This window comes from Methylobacterium sp. WL103 (genome assembly GCF_008039885.1).
GTDB lineage: Bacteria > Pseudomonadota > Alphaproteobacteria > Rhizobiales > Beijerinckiaceae > Methylobacterium > Methylobacterium cerastii.
The window spans coordinates 1-21758 of the sequence record NZ_VRUX01000023.1 but is presented as its reverse complement, the minus strand read 5'-3'; the positions used below and the strand labels follow the sequence as shown (position 1 = coordinate 21758).

22 protein-coding genes are annotated in these 21758 nt (G+C 69.4%); 17 read left to right on the top strand and 5 right to left on the bottom strand.

Annotation, left to right across the window (positions count from 1 at the left end; translation table 11 throughout):
• Positions 1 to 100 precede the first annotated feature (100 nt).
• The 3 genes from FV222_RS03335 to FV222_RS03320 all read left to right on the top strand — a co-directional run bounded on the left by FV222_RS03335 (position 101) and on the right by FV222_RS03320 (position 3397).
• Positions 101 to 1366: an extracellular solute-binding protein gene (locus FV222_RS03335; protein ID WP_147761417.1), complete on the top strand. Its 1266-nt coding sequence runs from the start codon at positions 101 to 103 to the stop codon at positions 1364 to 1366.
• Between the two features lie 199 nt (positions 1367 to 1565).
• Positions 1566 to 2504: an ABC transporter permease gene (locus tag FV222_RS03325; protein ID WP_147761418.1), complete on the top strand. Its 939-nt coding sequence runs from the start codon at positions 1566 to 1568 to the stop codon at positions 2502 to 2504.
• Between the two features lie 2 nt (positions 2505 to 2506).
• Complete coding sequence (locus tag FV222_RS03320) at positions 2507 to 3397, top strand: ABC transporter permease (protein WP_147812976.1); 891 nt, start codon at positions 2507 to 2509, stop codon at positions 3395 to 3397.
• 71 nt (positions 3398 to 3468) lie between these two features.
• Here the strand turns inward: FV222_RS03320 and FV222_RS03315 are convergent, their stop codons facing one another.
• Complete coding sequence (locus FV222_RS03315) at positions 3469 to 3690, bottom strand: hypothetical protein (RefSeq protein ID WP_147751319.1); 222 nt, start codon at positions 3688 to 3690, stop codon at positions 3469 to 3471.
• A gap of 347 nt (positions 3691 to 4037) precedes the next feature.
• On the opposite strand from FV222_RS03315, the gene FV222_RS03310 reads away from it, so the two are divergent.
• The 8 genes from FV222_RS03310 (at position 4038) to FV222_RS03275 (ending at position 9117) form a co-directional block, all read left to right on the top strand.
• Positions 4038 to 4247, top strand: a complete 210-nt coding sequence (locus FV222_RS03310) for a cold-shock protein (protein WP_147726903.1) — start codon at positions 4038 to 4040, stop codon at positions 4245 to 4247.
• Between the two features lie 226 nt (positions 4248 to 4473).
• Positions 4474 to 4836, top strand: coding sequence for a DUF6481 family protein (locus tag FV222_RS03305; RefSeq protein ID WP_147751318.1), 363 nt, complete (start codon positions 4474 to 4476; stop codon positions 4834 to 4836).
• Between the two features lie 169 nt (positions 4837 to 5005).
• The gene (locus tag FV222_RS03300) at positions 5006 to 5206 is read left to right on the top strand and encodes a hypothetical protein (RefSeq protein WP_147751317.1); all 201 of its coding nucleotides are present in this window, start codon (positions 5006 to 5008) and stop codon (positions 5204 to 5206) included.
• Between the two features lie 244 nt (positions 5207 to 5450).
• Positions 5451 to 5714: a hypothetical protein gene (locus tag FV222_RS03295; RefSeq protein ID WP_147751316.1), complete on the top strand. Its 264-nt coding sequence runs from the start codon at positions 5451 to 5453 to the stop codon at positions 5712 to 5714.
• 27 nt (positions 5715 to 5741) lie between these two features.
• Complete coding sequence (locus FV222_RS03290; RefSeq protein ID WP_147751315.1) at positions 5742 to 5951, top strand: hypothetical protein; 210 nt, start codon at positions 5742 to 5744, stop codon at positions 5949 to 5951.
• A 197-nt stretch (positions 5952 to 6148) separates the two neighbouring features.
• Positions 6149 to 7492: an ATP-binding protein gene (locus tag FV222_RS03285; RefSeq protein WP_246685301.1), complete on the top strand. Its 1344-nt coding sequence runs from the start codon at positions 6149 to 6151 to the stop codon at positions 7490 to 7492.
• A gap of 141 nt (positions 7493 to 7633) precedes the next feature.
• A complete protein-coding gene (locus FV222_RS03280; RefSeq protein WP_147751313.1) occupies positions 7634 to 7825 on the top strand; it encodes a hypothetical protein in 192 nt (63 codons plus the stop codon).
• A gap of 110 nt (positions 7826 to 7935) precedes the next feature.
• Positions 7936 to 9117, top strand: a complete 1182-nt coding sequence (locus FV222_RS03275; protein ID WP_147761421.1) for a pyridoxal phosphate-dependent aminotransferase — start codon at positions 7936 to 7938, stop codon at positions 9115 to 9117.
• Between the two features lie 201 nt (positions 9118 to 9318).
• Here the strand turns inward: FV222_RS03275 and FV222_RS03270 are convergent, their stop codons facing one another.
• Entirely contained in the window at positions 9319 to 10938 is a 1620-nt protein-coding gene (locus FV222_RS03270) for a phosphoenolpyruvate carboxykinase (RefSeq protein WP_147761422.1), read from the bottom strand.
• 331 nt (positions 10939 to 11269) lie between these two features.
• On the opposite strand from FV222_RS03270, the gene recR reads away from it, so the two are divergent.
• From recR to FV222_RS03245, 5 genes are all read left to right on the top strand, one after another.
• Positions 11270 to 11875 carry a recombination mediator RecR gene (gene recR, locus FV222_RS03265; protein ID WP_147761423.1) on the top strand — a complete coding sequence of 202 codons (606 nt, stop codon included), beginning with the start codon at positions 11270 to 11272 and terminating at the stop codon, positions 11873 to 11875.
• A gap of 105 nt (positions 11876 to 11980) precedes the next feature.
• Positions 11981 to 12496, top strand: a complete 516-nt coding sequence (locus tag FV222_RS03260) for a peptide deformylase (RefSeq protein ID WP_147761424.1) — start codon at positions 11981 to 11983, stop codon at positions 12494 to 12496.
• Between the two features lie 13 nt (positions 12497 to 12509).
• Positions 12510 to 13439: a methionyl-tRNA formyltransferase gene (fmt, locus tag FV222_RS03255; protein WP_147761425.1), complete on the top strand. Its 930-nt coding sequence runs from the start codon at positions 12510 to 12512 to the stop codon at positions 13437 to 13439.
• Positions 13440 to 13488: 49 nt separating this feature from the next.
• Positions 13489 to 14268 carry a tRNA pseudouridine(38-40) synthase TruA gene (gene truA, locus FV222_RS03250; protein WP_147761426.1) on the top strand — a complete coding sequence of 260 codons (780 nt, stop codon included), beginning with the start codon at positions 13489 to 13491 and terminating at the stop codon, positions 14266 to 14268.
• A gap of 84 nt (positions 14269 to 14352) precedes the next feature.
• Complete coding sequence (locus FV222_RS03245) at positions 14353 to 15726, top strand: hypothetical protein (RefSeq protein ID WP_147761427.1); 1374 nt, start codon at positions 14353 to 14355, stop codon at positions 15724 to 15726.
• Positions 15727 to 15735: 9 nt separating this feature from the next.
• On the opposite strand, the gene dapE is transcribed toward FV222_RS03245, so the two are convergent.
• Positions 15736 to 16908: a succinyl-diaminopimelate desuccinylase gene (dapE, locus tag FV222_RS03240; RefSeq protein WP_147761462.1), complete on the bottom strand. Its 1173-nt coding sequence runs from the start codon at positions 16906 to 16908 to the stop codon at positions 15736 to 15738.
• A gap of 185 nt (positions 16909 to 17093) precedes the next feature.
• Between dapE and FV222_RS03235 the strand changes: the two genes are divergently transcribed.
• On the top strand, positions 17094 to 17501 hold the full coding sequence (locus FV222_RS03235) for a hypothetical protein (protein WP_147812975.1): 408 nt from the start codon (positions 17094 to 17096) through the stop codon (positions 17499 to 17501).
• Here FV222_RS03235 and FV222_RS03230 read toward each other — a convergent pair.
• Positions 17494 to 19824 (bottom strand): glycogen debranching N-terminal domain-containing protein, encoded by a 2331-nt coding sequence (locus FV222_RS03230; RefSeq protein ID WP_147812974.1) that lies wholly within the window; start codon positions 19822 to 19824, stop codon positions 17494 to 17496. The two genes, FV222_RS03235 and FV222_RS03230, sit on opposite strands and share 8 nt — an antisense overlap.
• 193 nt (positions 19825 to 20017) lie before the next feature.
• On the bottom strand, positions 20018 to 21151 hold the full coding sequence (locus tag FV222_RS03225; protein WP_147761430.1) for a glycosyltransferase family 4 protein: 1134 nt from the start codon (positions 21149 to 21151) through the stop codon (positions 20018 to 20020).
• Positions 21152 to 21758: the final 607 nt, after the last annotated feature.

The following is a 21758-nucleotide window of genomic DNA, read 5'->3' as shown; positions in this document are numbered from 1 at the left end:
GGCGCCGGGCGACCGGGTCGCGCTCGGCTGGGACCCGGACGCCGCCCACCGCCTCGACGCCTGACGCGACCGCTCAACATAGACTAAGGAAAGCACGCGGATGACCAACGGCATCAAGTTCACGCGGCGCACGCTGCTCCAGGGGGCAGGCACCGCGCTCGCGGCCGGGCCGATCACCGGGTTTCCCGCCGTCCACGCCGCCGAGCCGGTGACGCTGCGCTATCTCGGCACCGCCGTGAACCAGTCCGGCGACATCGCCCGCAAGGTGAAGGAGGATCTCGGGATCACGATCGAGTACATCCCAGTCGTCACCGACGAGGTCACCAAGCGGGCGGTGACGCAGCCGAACTCGTTCGATCTGATCGACACCGAGTTTTTCAGCCTGAAGAAGATCGTCCCCTCGGGCAACATCCTCGGCATGGATGCGCGCCGGATCAAGAACGCGGACAAGATCACGCCGATCTTCACCAAGGGCGAGATCGCCGGCAAGGCGATCGGCGACCAGGGCACCGCGCCGAAGAAGGTGTTCTACCTCGAAGGCCAGACCGGCAAGTCCTTCGCCTCGTCGCCGACGGAGTGGATCACCCTGATCCCGACCACCTACAACGCCGACACCTTGGGCATCCGCCCCGACCTGATCAAGCGCCCGATCACCAGCTGGAGGGAGCTCCTGAATCCCGAGTTCAAGGGACGCGCCTCGATCCTCAACATCCCCTCCATCGGCATCATGGACGCGGCGATGGTGGTGGAGGCGACCGGCGACTACACCTACGGCGACAAGGGCAACATGACGAAGGCGGAGATCGACCGCACGATCAAGCTCCTGATCGAGGCCAAGCGCGCCGGCCAGTTCCGCGCCTTCTGGCAGGACTTCAACGAATCCGTGAACCTGATGGCGTCGGGCGAGACGGTGATCCAGTCGATGTGGTCGCCCGCCGTCACCAAGGTGCGGACGCAGGGCGTCGCCTGCACCTACCAGCCGCTGAAGGAAGGCTACCGCGCCTGGGCCACCGGCTTCGGCCTGCCGAAGACGCTGACCGGCCGCAAGCTCGATGCGGCCTACGACTTCGTCAACTGGTTCCTCTCGGGCTGGGCCGGCGCCTACCTCAACCGCCAGGGCTACTATTCCGCCGTTCCCGAGACCGCCAAGACCCAGATGGAGCCCTACGAGTGGGCCTACTGGATGGAGGGCAAGCCGGCCGAGAAGGACATCCACGGCCCCGACGGCGGCCTGCTCGAAAAGGCCGGCGCCACCCGCGACGGCGGCTCCTTCGAGGCCCGCATGGGCGCGGTGGCGTGCTGGAACGCGGTGATGGACGAGAACACCTACATGGTCCGCAAGTGGAATGAGTTCATCGCGGCGTGACGCGGGTTCTTTCCATATCCGCGACGCCGCTTCCCTCCCCCCTCTTCGGGGAAGGGTGGGCCTCGCATCAGCGAGGGTCGGGAGAGGGGAGCGACAGCGCCGGATACGGCGCTCTCCTCTCCCCCCCTGCTGCGCAGGGTACCCTCCCCCGCAGCGGGGGGAGGGAAGAGCGCGCGCTCCATCGGTCGGAGGTCTCGCAATGAGCGACGTGGCGCTTCCCGCGCTTGCCGACGCCCCGGCGAAGACGGAGCAAACCGAGACGCCCGCCCGCCCGCGCCGGCGCCTGCCCTACCTCCAGGCGGCGCCGATGGCGCTGGTGTTCGTGGTCTTCCTCGCGATCCCGCTGCTGCTGACGCTGATGGTCAGCTTCTGGGAATACAACGAATACGAGATCATCCCGGCCTTCACGCTGCAGAACTACCGCGACGTGTTCGAGGGGTGCGGCAACCTCGCCGACCCGTGCACGACGGTGCGGACCTACCTCTCGACCCTGAAGTTCTGCGCGCTGACGCTGGCCTTCACGCTGATGGTCGGGTTCCCGGTGGCGTACTTCCTCGCCTTCCACGTCCGTTCGCGCGCGGTGCAGATGGCGCTATTCCTGCTGTGCACGATCCCGTTCTGGACCTCGAACGTGATCCGCATGATCTCGTGGATCCCGCTGCTCGGGCGCAACGGCCTCGTCAACGACACGCTCCGCAGCCTCGGGGTGATCGAGCGGCCGATCGAGGGACTGCTGTATTCCGACTTCTCGGTGACGCTGGCCTTCGTGCACCTCTACACGGTGTTCATGATCGTGCCGATCTTCAACAGCATGGCGCGGATCGACCGGTCGCTGATCGAGGCGGCCTACGATGCGGGCGCCACCGGCTGGCAGACCCTGTGGAGCGTCGTCGTCCCCCTGTGCAAGCCGGGCATCGCCATCGGCACCATCTTCGTGCTGACCCTGGTGATGGGCGACTTCGTCACGGTGGGCGTGATGGGCGGGCAGCAGATCGCCTCCGTGGGCAAGGTGATCCAGGTCCAGATGTCGTACCTGCAATTCCCGGCGGCGGCCGCCAACGCCGTGGTGCTGCTGGCTGCCGTGTTGATGATGATCCTCGGGCTGACCCGGGTGATCGACCTGCGCAAGGAGCTGTAGCCGTGAGCGACCGCCCCCGAGGCCTGGCCTTCACCGCGCTGGCGGCGTTCTTCGCGCTCTACGTGCTGTTCCTCTACGGCCCGACCCTGACGATCCTGGCGCTGAGCTTCCAGGGCCCGCAGGGTGGGCTGACCTTCCCGATGAACGGCGTCTCGACGCACTGGTTCGGCAAGCTCTGGGCCGGCGGCGGCATCGTCGACATCTGGGCGGCGTTCGGGCGCTCGCTCCGGCTCGGCTTCGTGGTGATGGTGCTCACCGTCGTGCTGGCGTTCTTCGCGGGCCTCGCCTTCCGCAAGGGCTTTCGCGGCGCCAACGCGCTCTTCGCCATCGCGGTGGCGAGCCTGATCGTGCCCTCGATCGTGGTCTCCCTCGGGATCGGCCTCGAGTTCCGGCTGGTCGACGACGCGATCAACGCGCTGGCCGCCGCCACAGGCTGGGGCTGGCTGCAGGACCACGGCACCGCGATGGGGCTCTACAGCTCGGCGCTCGGCGCTCACCTGACCTGGACGCTGCCCTTCGGCCTGCTGATCATGTTCGCGGTCTTCAACCGGTTCGATCCGGCCTACGAGGAGGCGGCGCGCGACCTCGGCGCGACCGGGGCGCAGACGCTGCGCCACGTCGTGGTGCCGATCCTGGCCCCCGCACTGGTCGGCGTCGCACTGTTCGGTTTCACCCTGTCCTTCGACGAACTCGCCCGCACCAGCCACGCGATCGGCGGCCGCAACTCCCTGCCGCTCGAACTCCAGGGGCTCACCACCACGGTGACGACGCCGGAGATCTATGCGCTGGGAAGCCTGACGACGGCGGTTTCGGCGCTGGTGATCGGCACGGCGCTCGCCGCCAGCCTCCTCCTGCAGCGCCGCCGCGCGCGCCGGAGCCTGGCCGGCGCCTAGAGCATTATCCGTGCGGTCGCATCGTCTCCACGCGAGCCGGCATCCACGTCGCTTGAAAATGCTCCGGCGCCCTACTCCGCGCCAGCCGGCTCGTCGCCCGATTCGACGAGCGTCAGGCGCGGGGTCGAGGCCTTGCGCTCGGCGGTCTCGATCAGGCGCAGGCTCGTCGCCTGGCGGCTCTTCTTCAGGTCCTCGGCGATCGCGCCGGTGTTCCCGGCGATGCGCTTGGCGCGCTTGTCGTACTCCGCCATCGAGACGACCGAGGAATCACCGGTCTCGGGGGTGCGCGCCATGTCCACCTCGAAGGAAGAGACCGTCCGCACGAGCGCGTGGCGGGCATGGCTTCAACCTAGCACGCTTTCGCGTGATCGCTCCGAGGATTCGCGGGCGACGCACCGCGGGTTCGAGCGGCGGCGACATCGCTCGGCCGGGCACGCTTTCGTGTTCGTGCCGGTTGGTGTTTGCAAAATGTCGCGGGGTGTGCAAAAAGTACAACATCGACTTCTGGTCAGATATCCGGCCGCTCCGCCCGTAATGGTCGTGCGCTGTGTTTTCTCCCACAATTCGACGATTAGCGACCTGGCGCGTGATTCACATGCGCCGGTCGGCTTATGACGCCTGATAAGATACGGAATTTTCTATGAGCACCGGCACCGTCAAGTGGTTCAACGATCAGAAGGGCTTCGGCTTCATCCAGCCGGATGACGGCGGCAAGGACGTCTTCGTGCACATCTCGGCTGTCGAGCGCGCTGGCATGCGCGGCCTGACCGAGGGCCAGAAGATCTCCTACGAGATGGAGACCGACCGTCGCAGCGGCAAGCAGTCCGCCGGCAGCCTCCAGGCAGCCTGAACCCGAGTTCGCCTCGGATCGTTGTCGAAGCCGTCCCACCCGGGACGGCTTCGCGCGTTTCTGAACGGCGCGACCGAATCACGGCGAGGCGACCTCGCCGCGGACCGCCTTCAGCCAAGCGCTGGGGGCCGACCACCGCCGAGCCCCGCAGGCGACGACCTGTACGCCTCGGTCCGACCCGTCTGACCGCATCCGGCATGGGGCCGGTGGCGCATAAGGATCTTGTGTGAATCAATCCAAGGACAACCAGTTCTCCGACCGGCTCGAGACCGCTGCGAAGGCGCGGGAAGCGATGCTGGCGCGCTATCGTTCGCGGCCGGCCGCCGACGATCCCGCCGTGGTCGCCCGCCAGGCCGAGCGCCAGGCCGTGATCGAGGCCCGCGAGGAGCGCAACAAGGAGCGCGAGGCCGCCCGGCTCGCCGCCGAGGTCCAGCGGATCGCCGAGGCGAAGGCCCAGCGCGAGTTCGAAGCCGCCGAGGTGCTGCGCATCGCCGCAGAGAAGGCCGAGCGCCAGGCCGCCCTCGCCGCCGAGCAGAAGGAGGCGCGCGACGCCCGCTTCGCCGCCCGCAAGCTCCGCGCCCGCAAGTAAGACCGAGACCGGCTCGCCGAGCCGAAACCCGGCGACGGCCCCTCCGCCAGCGGTTCACCCCGCGGGCGTTCGGGCCGGCGCCCTCAGCCCTAGCCGAATCCGTCTCCGCATCCGTCGCGCCCGTCCCGGGTTCGATACCCGGCGTCGCGGCGACCAGGAGTGATGTTCGATGTCCCACAAGTTCAAGCTCGGCCAGCGTGTCCGTCAGTCGCGCGGCGGCTTCGGCTCCGTGAAGGACGACGCGTCCGGCCTGCTCTGCGAGATCGTCCGCCTGATGCCCGAGGACCGCACCGGCGAGCCGGGCTACCGGATCAAGTCCTCGGCCGGCGAGCGCGCCGCGACCGAGAGCGAGCTGTCCCTCGCCGGCTGATCAGACCGACACCACCGCCAGCGAGTCACGTCTGCGCGACGTCTGCAGGGCGCGCGGGCGTGCCGTGCGTTGCCAAACGCCCGATCCTGCGCCATCTCACGCTCCGTGCCGGCCACGGCCTCGTCTGCCGGCCGCACGCGGCTCTTGCGGGACGGACCGGGCGGCGTTTCGTGCCCCGTCTCCGGACCGGGAGCCGTTCCATCCCCGGGCGGCGTTTCACGTCGGCCCCAACCCCAAGCAGGCAATGAGTAAGCGCACCAGGCAAAGGCCGCAGGAGCGGGGCTCCGTGCTGTTCGACGTGGTCTACGAGGACGGTTCGCAGGCCTCCAACCGCCGCGTCCCGATGGAAATCCTCGGCGGCCTCGACGGCGACGATCCGGCTCGCGAGGTGATCTCGGCGCAGGACGAGGACATCGCCCAGAAGTCCGGGCGTCCGCAGCGGACGATCCTCTCGCTCTCGCGGTCCCCGATCCCCGAGGCGAAACCGAAGCCGCCCCGCGATGCGTAAGGGAGCGCGAGCGTGGGAGGGCACGACATGGGCCACAAGTTTCATCTCGGACAACTCGTCCGCCGCCGCGACCTCGCGGCGGCCCGCAACGGCAACCGCATCTTCGAGGTGATCGGCCTGCTGCCGGCCGATGCCGGCGCGCCGGGCTATCGCATCCGCAGCACCGAGGCCGGCACCCACGAGGTCCGCGAGGACGGGCTGACCGCGGCCTCGTGCTGCCCGGCGCCCGCGACCTGATCGACCGCGGGACCAGGCGCGCATTGGAGCGCCGCGTCGGGGGTGGCATAAGGCCGAGACGTCCCGATCCCGGGGCCTCGCCCGGACCCCCGCCCGATGCGCCGCCTTCCGCCGGCCCCGACATCCTTCGCCACCGACAGGCGCGCGCCGTGAACGCGCCGGACCTCGCGCCCGCGCGCCGCTCGGCCTCGCGCCGGCTGGCTAACCCGCGGACCCTGTGGAAGCGGGTCTCGCGCGCCGTCGGCGACCTGCTGCCGAAGGGCCTCTACGCCCGGTCGCTGATCATCATCATCGCGCCGGTGGTGCTGCTGCAATCGGTGATCGCCTACACCTTCATGGAGCGGCACTGGCAGCTGGTGACCAAGCGCCTGTCCTCGGCGGTCACGGCCGACGTCGCGGCGCTGATCGACATCTACGAGGTCTACCCCCAGGACAAGGACACCGAGACACTCTCGCGCATCGCCGGCGAGCGGCTGAACCTCGACCTCGACATCCTGAAGGGCGCCAAGATCCCGCCGCCCGGGCCGCGGCCGTTCTTCTCGATCCTCGACGAGGCGCTGTCGGACGAGCTGAAGCGCCAGATCGGCCGCCCGTTCTGGATCGACACCGTCGGCCGATCGAACCTGATCGAGATTCGCGTCGCGATTCCCGACGGGGTGATGCGCATCACCGCGCGCCGCTCCCAGGCCTACGCCTCGAACTCGCACATCTTCCTGGTGTGGATGATCGGCTCGTCGATGGTGCTGCTCGGCGTCGCGATCCTGTTCCTGCGCAACCAGATCAAGCCGATCCTGCGGCTCGCCGCGGTGGCGGAAGGGTTCGGCAAGGGCCGCGAGATCGAGTTCCGCCCCCGCGGCGCCCGCGAGGTCCGGCAGGCCGGCCACGCCTTCATCGAGATGAAGCGCCGCATCGAGCGCGCGATGGAGCAACGCACGACGATGCTCAACGGCGTGAGCCACGACCTGCGCACGATCATCACCCGGTTCCGGCTCTCCCTCGCTCTGATCGACCAGAGCCCGGAGATCGACGAGCTCTCGCGCGACGTCGACGAGATGAGCCGCATGTTGGAGGGCTACCTCGCCTTCGCCCGCGGCGATTCGGCGGAGAACGCGGCGCCCACCGACATGCGCGCCCTGCTCGAGGACCTGCGCACCGACGTGGAACGCCTGGGCGCCCAGGTCTCGGATTTCGAGCTCGCCGGGTCGCCCTCCGTCACCGTGCGGCCCGACGCGTTCCGGCGCTGCCTGTTCAACCTCGCCGCCAACGCCGCCCGCTACGGCGAGACGGTGGCGATCTCAGGCCGGGCCGAGGCGCGGGCGTTCTTCGTCTCGATCGACGACGACGGCCCGGGCATCGCGGTCGAAAGCCGCGAGGAGGTGTTCAAGCCGTTCGTGCGCCTCGACGACGCGCGCCAGGATGCGGGCGGCTCCGGGCTCGGCCTGTCGATCGCCCGCGACATCGCCCGCGCGCATGGCGGCGACGTCTCGCTCCACGACAGTCCGCTCGGCGGCTTACGCGCGACGGTGCGGGTGCCGGCCTGAGGCCGGCGGCTGGTTCGGCCCGATGCGCGGCAAAAAAACGGTGCGGCGGGTGTCCCCACGACCGCGCCGGGGTGCTATGGACGGGCGATCCGTCCAAGCGCGTGGGTTACTTCGCCGCCCCGCACGACCTGAGTGCCGTTCATGAACCCGCTCGTTCCGCTCTTCATCCTGATCTCGCTGCCGCTCGCCGCGATCGGTCTCGTGCTCTACACCGACACCGGCATCGAGCCGGCCCTGTTCTACGCCTCGGTGAAGACCTTCGTGATCCTCGGCGCCATCGCCGTCGCGCTGTCGTTCGGCGCGAGCAAGCTCGCCGAGCGCTCGAAGCACTGATCGCCTCGCCCGCCGCGGCACGCTCCGTGCACGCGGGACGCTCCGTGCAGTAAGGGGCGGGTCGGCCGGGCGTTCGACGGCCCGGCCGCGCGAACCGGGAGGACGTTTCCATGATGCAGATCGTTCCGGCCTTCGGACGCATCGGCGAGGAGAACGCCTTCGCGGTGCTGGCCCGTGCCAACGCGCTCGCCGCTCAAGGACGCGACGTCATCAACCTCGGAATCGGCCAGCCCGACATGCCAACCCCGGCCCACGTCGTCGAGGCCGGCATCCAGGCGCTGCGCGACGGGCACCACGGCTACACGCCGGCCACCGGCATCCTGCCCCTGCGCGAGGCGGTGTCCCGCGACATCCACCGGCGCCACGGCGTCGAGGTCTCCCCTGAGAGCGTGATGATCGTGCCCGGCGGCAAGGTCACCATGTTCATGGCGATCCTGATGTTCGGCGAGCCCGGAGCCGAGATCCTCTACCCGGACCCCGGTTTCCCGATCTACCGGTCGATGATCGAGTTCACCGGCGCGACGCCTGTGCCGGTGCCGATCCGCGAGGCCAACGGCTTCGCGTTCTCGGCCGAGGAGACCCTTGCGCTGATCACGCCGCGGACCCGGCTGCTCATCGTCAACTCGCCGGCGAACCCCACGGGCGGCGTGACGCCGAAGGCCGAGATCGACGCCCTGGCGAAGGGTCTCGCCGACCATCCCGACGTCGCGATCCTGTCGGACGAGATCTACGGCACCATGACTTACGATGGCGAGGCGCATCACTCGCTGCTCAGGTACGAACAGATTCGCGACCGGCTGATCTACCTCGACGGCGCGTCGAAGACGTACGCGATGACGGGCTGGCGGCTCGGCTGGTCGGTCTGGCCGAAGCCGCTCTACGAGGCGGCGCGCAAGCTCGCGGTCAACGCCCATTCCTGCGTCAACGCCGCGACCCAGTGGGCCGGCATCGCCGCGCTGGACGGGTCGCAGGACTGCGTGGCCGAGATGGTCGCCGAATTCGATCGGCGCCGCACGATCGTGGTCGACGGCCTCAACGACCTGCCGGACGTGTCCTGCATCGTGCCCAAAGGCGCGTTCTACGCCTTCCCGAACGTGAGCCGCACCGGCTGGAAGGCGAAAGCCCTGGCCGCGTCGCTGCTGGAGCAAGCCGGCGTCGCCGTCATCGGCGGGCCGGATTTCGGCGTCCACGGCGAAGGCTACATCCGCCTCTCCTACGCCAACTCGGCGGAGAACATCTTGCGCGCGCTGGAGCGGATGAAGACGTTCCTGTCCGAGCGCAGGCCAGGCTGAGGCGCCCTCGCCCCCCCCGCGCCGTCATTCCGGGTCGCCGAAGGCGAGCCCGGAATCCAGAGCCGCCGCGTTCGCCGGATCGCAAGCTCCGGCGCCGCCCCTGGACCCGTCGCGGCTCTGGATTCCGGGCTCTGCTGCGCAGCCCCGGAATGACGGGTTTGGATGGGTGGGCGACCCCGAACGGAGCCGCCCGACCCGACCTCAGGCCGCCATCGACTGCGCGTTCGGCTCGGCCGCGCGCACGTCGTCGTCGACGTGCTGCTCGAAGCGCTTGAAGTTCTCCTTGAACATGCCGACGAGGCGGTTCGCGGTCTCGGCGAAGGCGGCCTTGTTGGCCCAGGTCTTGACCGGCTGCAGGATGTGCGGCTCGACGCCGGGCACCGAGACCGGCACCGCGAAGCCGAAATACGGGTCGCGGCGGAACTCGGTCTTCGACAGGGAGCCGTCGAGAACCGCCGAGAGCAGCCGGCGGGTGACGCGGATCGGCATCCGCCGACCGGTGCCGACGCCGCCGCCGGTCCAGCCCGTGTTGACGAGCCAGCAATCGACGTCGTGCCGGGCGATGAGGTCGCGCAGCAGGTTGCCGTAGGTGCTCGGGTGGCGCGGCATGAACGGCGCGCCGAAGCAGGTCGAGAACGTCGCCTCGGGCCCGGTCAGGCCGCGCTCGGTGCCCGCGACCTTGGCGGTGTAGCCGGAGAGGAAGTGGTACATCGCCTCCGCGCCGGTGAGCTTGGCGATCGGCGGCATCACCCCGAACGCATCGCAGGTGAGCATGACGATGTTCTTCGGGTGCCCGGCGCGGCCGGTGTCGCTCGCGTTGGCGATGAAGTCGAGCGGGTAGGCGCAGCGGGTGTTCTCGGTGAGCGAGGCGTCGTCGAAGTCGGGGATCCGCGTCTCAGGATCGATCACCACGTTTTCCATCACCGTGCCGAAGCGCTCGGTGGTGGCGTAGATCTCGGGCTCGGCGTTGCGCGAGAGGCGGATGGTCTTGGCGTAGCAGCCGCCCTCGAAGTTGAAGATCCCCTCCGGGCTCCAGCCGTGCTCGTCGTCGCCCAGCAACTTTCGCGAGGAATCGTTCGAGAGCGTGGTCTTGCCCGTGCCCGACAGCCCGAAGAAGATCGCCGAGCCGCCCTCGGCGTCGAGCGCCGCGTTGGCCGAGCAGTGCATCGGCATCACGCCCGCGCCCGGCAGGATGTAGTTCAGGTAGGTGAAGACCGACTTCTTCATCTCGCCGGCATAGGCCGAGCCGCCGATCAGCACGATCTTGCGCGTGAAATCGATGGCGATGACGGTCTTGGAGCGGCAGCCGTGGCGGGCCGGGTCGGCCTCGAAGCTCGGCAGGTCGATGATCGTCATGTCCGGCACGTACCCGGCGATCTCGGCGCGGGCTGGCCGGATCAGCAGGTTGCGGATGAACAGGGAGTGCCACGCGAATTCCGAGAACACCCGCGCCTTCACCCGGTAGCCTGCGTCGGCGCCGCCGTAGAGGTCCTGCGCGAACAGCTCGCGGCCTTCGGCGTGGGCCTGGAAGTCGGCGAGCAGGGTGGCGAACTGGTCGGGCGTGATCGCGCCGTTGTTCTCCCACCAGATCTCGTTCTCGGTGCTCGCGTCGCGGACCACGAACTTGTCCTTGGGCGAGCGACCGGTGTGGCTGCCGGTGGTGGCCACCAGCGCGCCGCCGCGCGCCAGGCGGCTCTCGCCGCGGACCAGCGATTCCTCGTAGAGGCGCGGGGCCTCCAGGTTCCAGTGCACGGCCTTCAGGTTGCGCAGGCCGATCGCCTCGGCGCCGTGGGCCGCGTTGTGATCGCCGATGTCGCTCATGGTCTCTCTCCCGGGCCCCTGCTCGCGCCGTGTCGCTGGTCCGGGCCGCGCGGCGCCGGATCAAGGGAGCGTCCGTGCGGTCGTACAGGACCGCCGCACGCTGGTTCGCCGCTCCCGGCCCGTTCTGGATCAGGCGGTAAGGCAATCGCGTCAACCTGGACCCGGGAGGGAGGAGGACAGACGGAGGCCGCTTTGTCAGGCCTCGGCACACCTGTAAGGTGCCGATCGCGACGCGCATGGCGCGTGGGACCGCAAGCCGCCTTCAACCCGGGCGCGAAGGCGGGTATCGGAGGGGACGCCCCCCATCCGTCCCGAGACGATCGAACCCTTCATGCCGCAAGCCGTCGCCGGCCCCGAGATCGAGCGCCTGATCCAGCTGCTCGCCCGGATGCCGGGCCTCGGCCCCCGCTCCGCGCGGCGGGCCGCCCTGCAGCTCATCAAGAAGCGCGACACCCTGCTCGCGCCGCTCGCCGACGCGATGCGGGTCGCGGTCGAGCGCATCGTCGTCTGCCGGGAATGCGGAAACGTCGACACCTGCGACCCGTGCACGATCTGCAGCGACCCGAAGCGCGACCCGACGGTGCTGGTGGTGGTCGAGGACGTGTCGGACCTGTGGGCGCTGGAGCGCTCCGGCGCGGTGCAGGCGCGCTACCACGTGCTCGGCGGCGTGCTCTCGGCCCTCGACGGCGTGCGGCCGGAGCACCTCAACATCGCCAGCCTCGCCGAGCGGGCGGCGAACCCTGAGGTGACCGAGATCATCATCGCGCTGAACGCCACCGTCGACGGGCAGACCACGGCCCACTACGTCACCGACGCGATCAAGGCGCTCGGTCTGAAGGTCACGCGGCTCGCCCACGGCGTGCCCGTGGGCGGCGAGCTCGACTACCTCGACGAGGGCACGCTCACCGCGGCGATCCGCAGCCGAACCGCGTTCTGAATCGCACCGAAGTGGAGGGCGCCGGCGGCATTTGACCGCCCTCCCCCCGCATCCTATTCCGGCGACACGCCTGTCCCCTCACCTGCCCCGCCACCCGGTCGAGCCATGACGATCCGTCCCCTCGTGATCCTGCCCGATGCGCGCCTGCGTCTGCCGTCGGAGCCGGTCGGCCCCGTGACGAAGGAGATCCGCACGCTCGCCGAGGACATGCTGGAGACGATGTACGACGCCCCCGGCGTCGGGCTCGCCGCGATCCAGATCGGCGTGACCAAGCGGGTGGTGACGATCGACACCTCGAAGGAGGAGGGGTCACGCAACCCGCAGGTGTTCCTCGATCCCGAGATCGTCTGGGCCTCGGAGGAGACGCGCGTCTACGACGAGGGCTGCCTGTCGATCCCCGAGGTCTACGGCGAGGTCGCGCGGCCCGACAAGGTGCGCGTGCGCTTCCGCGACCTCGACGGAGCGGTGCAGGAGATCGAGGCGGCGGGCCTGCTCGCGACCTGCATCCAGCACGAGATCGACCACCTCAACGGCGTGCTGTTCATCGATCACCTGTCGAAGCTCAAGCGCGACCGGATCGTGAAGAAGTTCACCAAGGCGGCCAAGCGCGACGCGGCCTGAGCGGACAGCAACCATGCGCGTCGTCTTCATGGGCACCCCGGACTTCGCGGTGCCGACGCTCGCGCGGCTGGCCGAGGACGGCCATTCGATCGCGGCGGTCTACACCCGCGCGCCTGCCAAGGCCGGGCGCGGCATGGCGCTCCGCCCCTCCCCCGTCCACGCGCTGGCGGACCGGCTCGGGCTTCCGGTGCTGACGCCCTCGACCCTGAAGGACCGAGAGGCCGCCGAGACCTTCTCCGCGCATCGCGCCGACGTCGCCGTCGTCGTCGCCTACGGCATGCTGCTGCCGCAGGCGATCCTCGACATCCCGCGCCACGGCTGCCTCAACCTGCACGGCTCGCTGCTGCCGCGCTGGCGCGGGGCGGCGCCGATCCACCGCGCGGTGATGGCGGGTGACGCGACGAGCGGCGTCGGCGTGATGCGGATGGAAGCCGGGCTCGACACCGGGCCGGTGGCGCTGGAAGACCGCATCCCGATCCGGCCCGGCATGACCACCGGCGACCTGCACGACGCCCTGATGCCGCTCGGCGCCGACCTGATGGCGCGGGCTCTGCGGGCGCTCGAGGCCGGGACCCTGACCTTCCGGCCGCAGGACGAGGTCGGCGTGCTCTACGCCCGCAAGATCAGCAACGACGAGGCGCGGATCGACTGGGCGCAGGATGCCGCGGCGGTCGCGGCGCATGTGAACGGTCTCAGCCCGTTTCCCGGCGCCTTCTTCGAGGCCGACCTCGGCAAGGGCGCGGAGCGGGTGAAGGTGCTGCGGGCCGTGGTCGCCCCCGGCTCCGCCGCCGCCGGGACGCTGCTCGACTCCGAGGGCACGGTCGCCTGCGGCTCGGGCGCCGTGCGGCTTCTCGAACTCCGCCGCGCCGGCAAGGGCGGCACCGCGAGCGGCGCGGAGTTCATGCGGGGCGCGCGGCTCGAAGCCGGGGCGCGCCTGGTATGACCGGGATCGTGGAGGGCGCCGCCCCTCGCCGCACCGAACCGGCCGCCTGATGCCGCGCTACAAGCTCGTCATCGAGTACGACGGCGCGCCGTTTCGCGGCTGGCAGCGGCAGGCCGCGGATCCGAGCGTGCAGGGCGCGATCGAGGCGGCGGTGACGCGGTTCTCGGGCGAGACGCAGGGGCTGACCTGCGCCGGGCGCACCGATTCCGGGGTGCACGCGACGCATCAGGTCGCCCATCTCGACCTGTCCAAGGATTGGCGGACGGACGTGGTGCGCGACGCGCTGAACGCGCACCTGAAGCGGGTCCCGGTCTCGATTCTCTCGGCAGAGGTCGTCGACCCGGCGTTCAACGCCCGGCACTGGGCGATCCGCCGGCACTATCGCTACCGCATCCTCGACCGGCGCAGCCCGCCGACCTTCACCCGCGGCCAGGTCTGGCACGTGCCCTGGCCGCTCGATGCGGCGGCGATGCACGCGGCCGGGCAGAGCCTCCTCGGCCTGCACGACTTCACCGCCTTCCGCGCCGCCGAGTGCCAGGCCAACAGCCCGATGCGCACCCTCGACCGCCTCGACGTGACCCGCCGGCCGATGGGGTCAATGGAGGAGATCGTGGTCGAGACCGACGCGCGCTCGTTCCTGCACCATCAGGTCCGCAGCATGGTCGGCACGCTGATGCTCGCCGGCGGCGGCCGCCTCGACGCGGCCGGCGTCGCAGACATCCTCGCCTCCCGCGACCGCAGCCGCTGCGGCCCGATGGCCCCCGCCCACGGGCTGTGCTTCGTCGGCGTCGATTATCGACCTGAGATTAACGATTTCGCATTTAATTAATCTGAGATTGCTTTTCTAGCACGAAGAGCGATGATCCCCCGGCAAGTGGAGGGCGCTGTTTGCGCACCCGGGGGGGCGACGACCATGGAAGGCCCGTTTCAGATCATCGTCTATCTGGCGACGTGCTTCGCGTTCTTCTCGCCGCTGATCTTCATCGCCGTGCGGGAATCGATCAAGAAGCACCGCCAGGAGATCATCACCGACCTCGCGACCGTGTTCGACATCGGTGACCCGGCCGGGACCAACCTGATTCCGTCATTCGAGTTCGTGAAATACAAGTACTTCGTCGGCGCCCGCCGAAGCCGGGACCCGGCGGCCGGCCGGGCGGAGGGCGAGCGGAGCACGGTCTGGGCGGAAGAGACCCGCGGCAAGCGCGAGGACTATTCGGTGATCGCGTGGATCATCGGCTCCGCCCCATTCGGAATCCTCGCGGCGACCTCGACCTTCTACGGCCTGTCCCTGCTCCTATCGGTGCTCGCCGAGCATATGACCGAGCCGAGCGGCCTGCGCTGGGGCGGCTTCAGCTACCCGACGCCGACGGGCGTCGGCATGGTCTGGCTGCTCGGCATCTGCGCAGCCTTCGCCGGCAGCTACATCACGGCTTTGCGCAGCCTGTACCGCGCGATCAAGAACTTCGACCTCAGCCCAGGCATGATCGCCAACGAGACCAACAAGATCCTCATCAGCTTCGTCCTCGGGCCGATCGTCTCCACCTCGATCATCTGGTTCGGAAGCCAGCTCGTGACGCTGGTGGTGCCGGTCTCGCCCGCGGTGACGGCGGCCGCGGCCATCACCGCCTGCTTCGTCGCCGGCGTCATGCCGGAGGTCGTCCTGCGCAGCATCATCCAGCGCGACCAGTTGAAGAACTTCAAGCGCGAGGAAGAAGAGGTCTTCCGGGCGTTCAAGATCACCCCGGTCGAGATCGTCGACGGCATCGACAGCGAGATCCGGGTCCGGCTCGACGACCACCACATCCACTCGACGCAGAACCTCGCTGCGGCCAACCCCCTGATGCTGTTCGTCGAGACACCTTACGGCGTCTACCAGATCATGGATTGGGTCGCGCAGGCGCAGCTCTGCTGCTCCGTCGGGCGGGACAAGATCGTGCGGCTGTGGCCGCTCGGCGTGCGGACGCTGTTCGACCTCGAACGGCTCGCCGCCGGTAAGGACCCGTCCAAGGACGCGCTTCTGCTGGAGGTCGGGCGCATCATCCTCGGCGAGGCGCTGGTGCCCCTCGACCCGAAGGATCGCGCCGCCACCGCCGCCCTCGTCCGCGCGAGCATCGAGTTGCGCCTCGACGACCCGCATGTGCAGCGCCTGCGACAGATCTACATCGCCGTCGGCGACCGGCTCGGCTCGAAGAGCCGCCGCTTCCGCGGCGGCGGCTACCGGGTGCTGTGCCGGAATCGGTCGCGCAAGGGCTGGATTTGCCGCGGGATTCGGGGCGAGCGCGCCTGAGCCTCTTCCTCAGGCGCCGGTTGGGAAGTAGGCGTCGAGCATCCGCACGTAGATCGCCGTCAACCGTTCCAGGTCGGCCACCGGCACGCACTCGTCGACCTGGTGCATCGTCTCGCCGACGAGGCCGAACTCGATCACCGGGCAGGCGTCCTTGATGAAGCGCGCGTCCGAGGTGCCGCCCGTCGTGGAGAGCGTCGGGCGCAGGCCCGTCTCGGCCGCGATCGCGTCCGAGACCAGGTCGACGAAGGCGTCGGGCCGCGTGAGGAAGGCCGGGGAATTCGAGGGCGCGAGGTCGAGGGTGTAGCGGACGGCGTTGCCGGCGGCCGCATCGAGGCGGCGGCGGATCTCGGCGCCGAGCGTCTCGGCATCCCAGCCCTCGTTGAAGCGGATGTTGAACACCGCCCGCGCATCCGCCGGGATGACGTTGGTGGCTTTGTTGCCGACGTCGATCGTCGTGAATTCGAGGTTCGAGGCGTCGAAATGCGCGGTGCCGCCGTCGAGCGGGTCGGCGGCGAGCGCCGAGGCGAGGCGCAGCATCCCCGGGATCGGGTTCTCGGCCCGGTGCGGGTAGGCGACGTGGCCCTGCCGGCCGTGGACCGTGAGCTTGCCCGTGAGCGATCCGCGCCGCCCGATCTTGATCATTTCGCCGAGCGTGCTCGGGTTCGTCGGCTCGCCGAGCAGGCAATGGTCGAAGCGCTCGCCCCGGGCCTTCGCCCAATCGAGGAGCTTGACGGTCCCGTTGACCGCCGGCCCCTCCTCGTCGCCCGTGACGAGGAACGCGATCGACCCGGAAAAATTCGGGCCGCGCGCCTGCAGGAAGCGCAGGGCGGCGGCGAGCATGCAGGCGATGCCGCCCTTCATGTCGACGGCGCCGCGCCCGTAGAGGATGCCGTCGGCCATCGCACCGTCGAACGGTCCGCTCCGCCACGCCGCCGCGTCGCCGGGCGGCACCACGTCGGTATGGCCGGCGAACAGCAGGCACGGGCCGCCCGATCCGATCCGGGCGTAGAGGTTCTCGACGTCGGGCGTGCCGGGCTCGGAGAAGACCGGACGCGCGACGGAGAACCCGGCCTCGGTGAGGACCCGGTCGAGCAGGGCCAGGGCGCCGCCCTCCTCGGGGGTCACCGAGGGGCAGCGGAGCAGCGCCTGCGCCAGATCGAGGGGGCTCGCTTGCACGCTCACGCCGGGCGCCCGACGACCGGAGGCCCGGGGATGGTCGGGCAGGTCGGCCTGCTCGCGCAAGACGACGTAGTCCCGGAGCGCGGAGCCTGCATCTTCAACCCTTCTTGAGAAACGAAGCTTACGACAACATGGGGCCGGGACAAAAGCCGCCCGACGGGTCGCGCACGCGAGGGGAGCACCGAGGCATGGATGCGAAGGCGGGGTCCGAGCCGGCCAAGGCCGGCAGCCATCTCAGCCTCGTGCCCGCGCCGTCGGAGAAGCGTTCCGGCGGCCGCCGCAACGCGGTGATGATGCCGGCCACGATCGTCTGCCCCGACGGGGCGACCCATCCTTGCGTGATCCGCGACATGTCGGCGACGGGCGCGAAGCTCGCGATCTCGCGCCGCCACCGGCTGCCCGCCGAGGTCACGCTCGCGATCCCGGGGCAGGCCGTCGCCTACGCAGTCGCGCGCCAATGGCAGCGCGGCGACTTCGCCGGCGTCGTGCTGGCTGTCGCCAAGCCCGACGCCGACACATCCGACGCCGACATGCCTGCACCCGACATGCCTGCACCCGAGATGCCTGCACCCGAGATGCCCGGCGCAGCTACTTGAGGACCACCACCTGCGCGTCGCCGACGCGGCGCATCACGCTGACGGTGACGTCGTCGCCGTGGCGGTGGAAGCGGAGATCCACCCGCGATTCGCCCAGCCGCACGTTGTAGAGCGAGACGCCGTCGAGGAACGCCGGCAGGATCGGGTTGCGCAGGCGGACGCGGTTGCGGGCGTGGTCGAGCTCCAGGCCGAGGCAGGCCGAGAGGAACGCGAACGGCGCCGCCGCCGCCCAGGCCTGCGGGCTGCACGCCACCGGATAGGAAACCGGCCCGCGCTGGCGCCGACGCATGAAGCCGCAGAACAGTTCCGGCAGCCGCTTCTGGTCCTGGTACAATGCGGTCTCGAACATGCCCTGGAAGATGCGCGCGGCCTCGTGCTTGAGGTCGTAGCGCGCGAGCCCCATGGCGATGATCGCGTTGTCGTGCGGCCAGATCGAGCCGTTGTGGTACGACATCGGGTTGTAGCGCGCCTCGCCGCGGGCGATCGTGCGCACGCCCCAGCCGTTGAAGCCGTCCTTGGACAGCAGCGTCGCCGCCACCTGCGCCGCCCGCTCGGGCTTGGCGATGCCGGTGAACAGGGCGTGACCCGCATTCGACGAGCGCACGGCGCATTGCCGCTTCTCGCCGTCGAGCGCCAGGGCGTAGGTGCCGATCTCTCCGTTCCAGAACGCGGCGTCGAACGCATCCCTCAGGGCGTCCGCCTCCAGGGTCAAGGTCTCGGCCATCGCGTCGTGGCCGAGCATCGCCGCGAGCTTGGCCATGCCGTTCTTGGCGGCGTAGACGTATCCCTGGACTTCGCACAGCGCGATCGGACCCTTGGCGAGGTGGCCGTCGTCGTGGAAGATCGAATCGTGGCTGTCCTTCCAGCCCTGGTTCTCGAGCCCCTTGTCGGTGTCGCGGGCGTATTCGACGAAGCCGTCGCCGTCCCGGTCGCCGTAATCGTTCATCCAGGCGAGCGCGAGCTCGAGCGCCGGCCAGATCCGGGTGATCGTCTCGCGGTCGCCGGTGACGGCGTAGTATTCTGAGGCCAGCATCACGAAGAGCGGCGTGCCGTCAATGGTGCCGTAATAGTGCCGGAACGGCACCTCGCCGAGCATCGCCATCTCGCCGCGGCGGGTCTCGTGCAGCACCTTGCCCGGCTGCGCGTCGGCGGCCGGGTCCACCGCCTTGGCCTGCGTCACCGCGAGGTAGCGCAGCACGCCCTTGGCGAATTTCGGGTCGATCCACAGCGCCATCATCGCGGTGATGATGCCGTCGCGCCCGAACACCGTGGAGTACCAGGGGATGCCGGCGAACGGGTAGATGCCCTCCGGCGTGCGGCTGGCCAGCATGTAAAGGTCGGCGGTGGCGCGGCAGGCGGCCTCGTTGAACTGGTCGTTCGACGAGATGATCGTAGTGATGCCGGCGGTCAGCTCGCGCAGGTCCCGGCGCGCGTCGCGGTAGGCGCGGGCGAAGACCATGCCCTCGTAAAGGCCCTTCGGCGGCTTCACCGCGGTGCTGCCAGAGGCCAGCGAGAGCGCGGCGGCGGCGTCCTCGCCGGTCTTCTCGACGGAGGGCGCGCTGGTGAAGGCGCGGTGCGCCTCGCAGACCACGCGGACGAACAGCGAGGCGCGGCCCTCGGGGGCGAGCGTCACCTCGAACACCGCGCGGCCGGGCTCGAGCAGCTTGGGCTTCGGCCCGAAATGCAGGGCGGTGGTGCGGACGATCTCGTCGAGGCCGACGTAGCGGAACTGGACCTCGTGCTCGCTCGCGACCTGCACGGCGCGCTTGCCGCGGCTGGTGCGGGCCGTACCGCGGACCTCGAACAGGTCGCGGTAGTCGGCGTCGAACGTCACCTCGATCCGGAGCGTCCGGTGGCGCGAATCGTAGGAGCGCAGGCCGATCCGGTCGTAGCAGGCGCCGCGGAACAGGAACTTGGTGCGCTCGATGGCGATGATCTCGCGCGGCAGCGTGATCTCGTCGCCGCCGTCGAGGCGGATGTCCGGCGTCGTCATGTCGACGGAGAGCGCGCCGTTGTCGTCCTGCATCACCGAGGACAGCATCAGCGGGCGCTGGCCCTCGATGGTGAAGTGCAGGCGCGAGAGGTAGCGCGTGTCCTGGAAGTACAGCCCCTCCGGCCCCGGCTGCACGCCGATGTCGCCGAAGGAATCGAGCACCGCGAAGGCCTCGCCGAACTTCAGCGAGCGCAGCGGCCGGTCGACCAGGGAGGTCTGCGCCTCGATATGGTACTGCGGCAGCACCTCGTCGGCATCCTGGAAGCCGTGCGCGACCGTCCGCGATCCGTCGCCGCCGAGCTGCGCCTTTGCCGTCGTCGTGTCCGCCATGCGTGACCTGCTCCGCGCATCCAGGAGTGCGAATCGAAAGGGCCGCCGGATCGCGAATTTGCGATGCGGCGGCCCTGGTGACCGTCTGATTGAGCCGTTTGTACGACGCCAAGCCGACGGAGAAAACCCTCGTCCGCGTCGGTCAGCTCATCCGCATCCAGCCCGAAGCAAGCCGGATGCCGGAGGTGTGGGATCAGGCCGGCATCGCGGCGATGGAGATCGCCGGACGGGCCGAGCCGTTCATCTCGCCGTAATGCGGGGCGAAGGACGCGGCGCCCGGCAGCGCGATGACCGAATCGCGGGCGGAAAGCAGCTGCTCGTAGGCGGCGACGTACTTCTTGACCATGCACTCGGCGGTGAAGGCGGTCTCGAAGTGGCGGCGCACGCCGGCGCGGCTCATGGTCTTGACCTTGGCGACCGCGGCGACCGCGTCGTCCATGGTCTCGCACAGGACGCCGCTGACGCCGTCGGCGATGACCTCCGGCACGGAGCCGTTGCGGAAGGCGATCACCGGGGTGCCGGCCGACATCGCCTCGATCATGACGAGGCCGAAGGGCTCCGGCCAGTCGATCGGGAAGGCCAGCGCCAGGGCGTTGCCGAGGAATTCCTTCTTCTGATCCTCGTTGATCTCGCCGATGTACTCGACCAGCGGGTGGTGGGTCATCGGCTCGATGACCTCGTCCCAGTACTTCTGGTCGGCCTTGTCGACCTTGGCGGCGATCTTCAGCGGCGTGCCGGAGCGGATCGCCATCTCGATCGCGCGGTCGGGGCGCTTCTCGGGGGAGATGCGGCCGAGGAAGGCGAGGTAGCCGCCCTTGGCCTCCGGCGAATAGGGGCAGTTCTGGGCCGGGAGGCCGTGATGGATCGTCGACAGCCAGTTGACGTTCGGCGGCATCGGCTCGCGCTGGTTGTCGGAGATCGACACCAGCGGCATCCCGGTGAAAGTCTTGTAGACCGGCATGAAGTCCGGCACGTCGAGGCGACCGTGCATCGTGGTGATGCACTTGTGGTTCAGGTCCTCGAACATCGGGTACTGAAGCAGGTCGATGTGGAAGTGCAGGATATCGAACTCGTGCGCCCGGCGATGGACCTGATGCAGCATCGCGAGGTGGCTCGCGGTGTGGTCGCGGTAGCCGAGCAGGCGCAGACCCTCGGGCGTGCAGGCCGCGAGCTTGGCCGAGGTCTCGGAATCGCCGCTCGCGAACAGGGTGACGTCGTGGCCCTGGCGGACCAACTCTTCGGTGATCCAGCTGACGACGCGCTCGGTGCCGCCGTAGAACTTCGGCGGTACGGCTTCCGAGAGCGGGGCGATCTGGGCAATGCGCACGAAAGGTCTCCTGAGTAGCCAGCGTTTCGGGGATCTAACCCGACCCGGGCTGAGTAGGACATGAACGAAACCCACGGCCAAGGTTATGGTTCCTTGTGCGGTGCGAAGGCAGCTCTCTGTCGGCGTCGCCGCGACTTGTCCCCGGTATCCTCGAAGCCCCTTCGGACCCGACGCGGACCCGACGCGAACCCGGCGGCGCGAACAGCCTGTACGGTGCCGAAGTCGGCCGAAAACACCGAGCCGAGCCATTTGCGGAAACCAAGATCGTAAAATCATAGTTTTGAAGTATTCCAAATCGATGTTGTGCCCTTTGGGCGACGCATCGCGAAGGATCTTGCTTATACGTCGCTTTATTTCGTCCGATCATTGCAAGTACCGCCCATGATCCGCCAAGGGATCGAGCGGGGCCGATCGCCTCCGACACTATGAGCGCGAGCGAGAACGATGGTCTGGGACGGCGGAGATACGAGACGACGACGCGCTGAGACCACCGGTTGCTTGCTGGCCTCGGTGGTCTCGCTGACGGCCGGCCTCGCCTCCGCGGCCGAGGCGCAGACCGCCCCGGCGGCGGACGAGGTCGTCCTGTCGGAGCTGAGCGTCACCGGCG

Bases quoted from the DNA above. Each gene is read 5' to 3' on its own strand.
- truA (WP_147761426.1), top strand. From the start codon at position 13,489: ATGCCGCGCTACAAGCTCGTCATCGAGTACGACGGCGCGCCGTTTCGC.
- FV222_RS03295 (WP_147751316.1), top strand. From the start codon at position 5,451: ATGAGTAAGCGCACCAGGCAAAGGCCGCAGGAGCGGGGCTCCGTGCTG.
- FV222_RS03275 (WP_147761421.1), top strand. From the start codon at position 7,936: ATGATGCAGATCGTTCCGGCCTTCGGACGCATCGGCGAGGAGAACGCC.
- FV222_RS03230 (WP_147812974.1), bottom strand. From the start codon at position 19,824: ATGGCGGACACGACGACGGCAAAGGCGCAGCTCGGCGGCGACGGATCG.
- fmt (WP_147761425.1), top strand. From the start codon at position 12,510: ATGCGCGTCGTCTTCATGGGCACCCCGGACTTCGCGGTGCCGACGCTC.
- FV222_RS03280 (WP_147751313.1), top strand. From the start codon at position 7,634: ATGAACCCGCTCGTTCCGCTCTTCATCCTGATCTCGCTGCCGCTCGCC.
- FV222_RS03270 (WP_147761422.1), bottom strand. From the start codon at position 10,938: ATGAGCGACATCGGCGATCACAACGCGGCCCACGGCGCCGAGGCGATC.
- FV222_RS03325 (WP_147761418.1), top strand. From the start codon at position 1,566: ATGAGCGACGTGGCGCTTCCCGCGCTTGCCGACGCCCCGGCGAAGACG.
- FV222_RS03310 (WP_147726903.1), top strand. From the start codon at position 4,038: ATGAGCACCGGCACCGTCAAGTGGTTCAACGATCAGAAGGGCTTCGGC.
- FV222_RS03235 (WP_147812975.1), top strand. From the start codon at position 17,094: ATGGATGCGAAGGCGGGGTCCGAGCCGGCCAAGGCCGGCAGCCATCTC.
- FV222_RS03290 (WP_147751315.1), top strand. From the start codon at position 5,742: ATGGGCCACAAGTTTCATCTCGGACAACTCGTCCGCCGCCGCGACCTC.
- FV222_RS03315 (WP_147751319.1), bottom strand. From the start codon at position 3,690: ATGGCGCGCACCCCCGAGACCGGTGATTCCTCGGTCGTCTCGATGGCG.
- recR (WP_147761423.1), top strand. From the start codon at position 11,270: ATGCCGCAAGCCGTCGCCGGCCCCGAGATCGAGCGCCTGATCCAGCTG.
- FV222_RS03245 (WP_147761427.1), top strand. From the start codon at position 14,353: ATGGAAGGCCCGTTTCAGATCATCGTCTATCTGGCGACGTGCTTCGCG.
- FV222_RS03300 (WP_147751317.1), top strand. From the start codon at position 5,006: ATGTCCCACAAGTTCAAGCTCGGCCAGCGTGTCCGTCAGTCGCGCGGC.
- FV222_RS03260 (WP_147761424.1), top strand. From the start codon at position 11,981: ATGACGATCCGTCCCCTCGTGATCCTGCCCGATGCGCGCCTGCGTCTG.
- FV222_RS03335 (WP_147761417.1), top strand. From the start codon at position 101: ATGACCAACGGCATCAAGTTCACGCGGCGCACGCTGCTCCAGGGGGCA.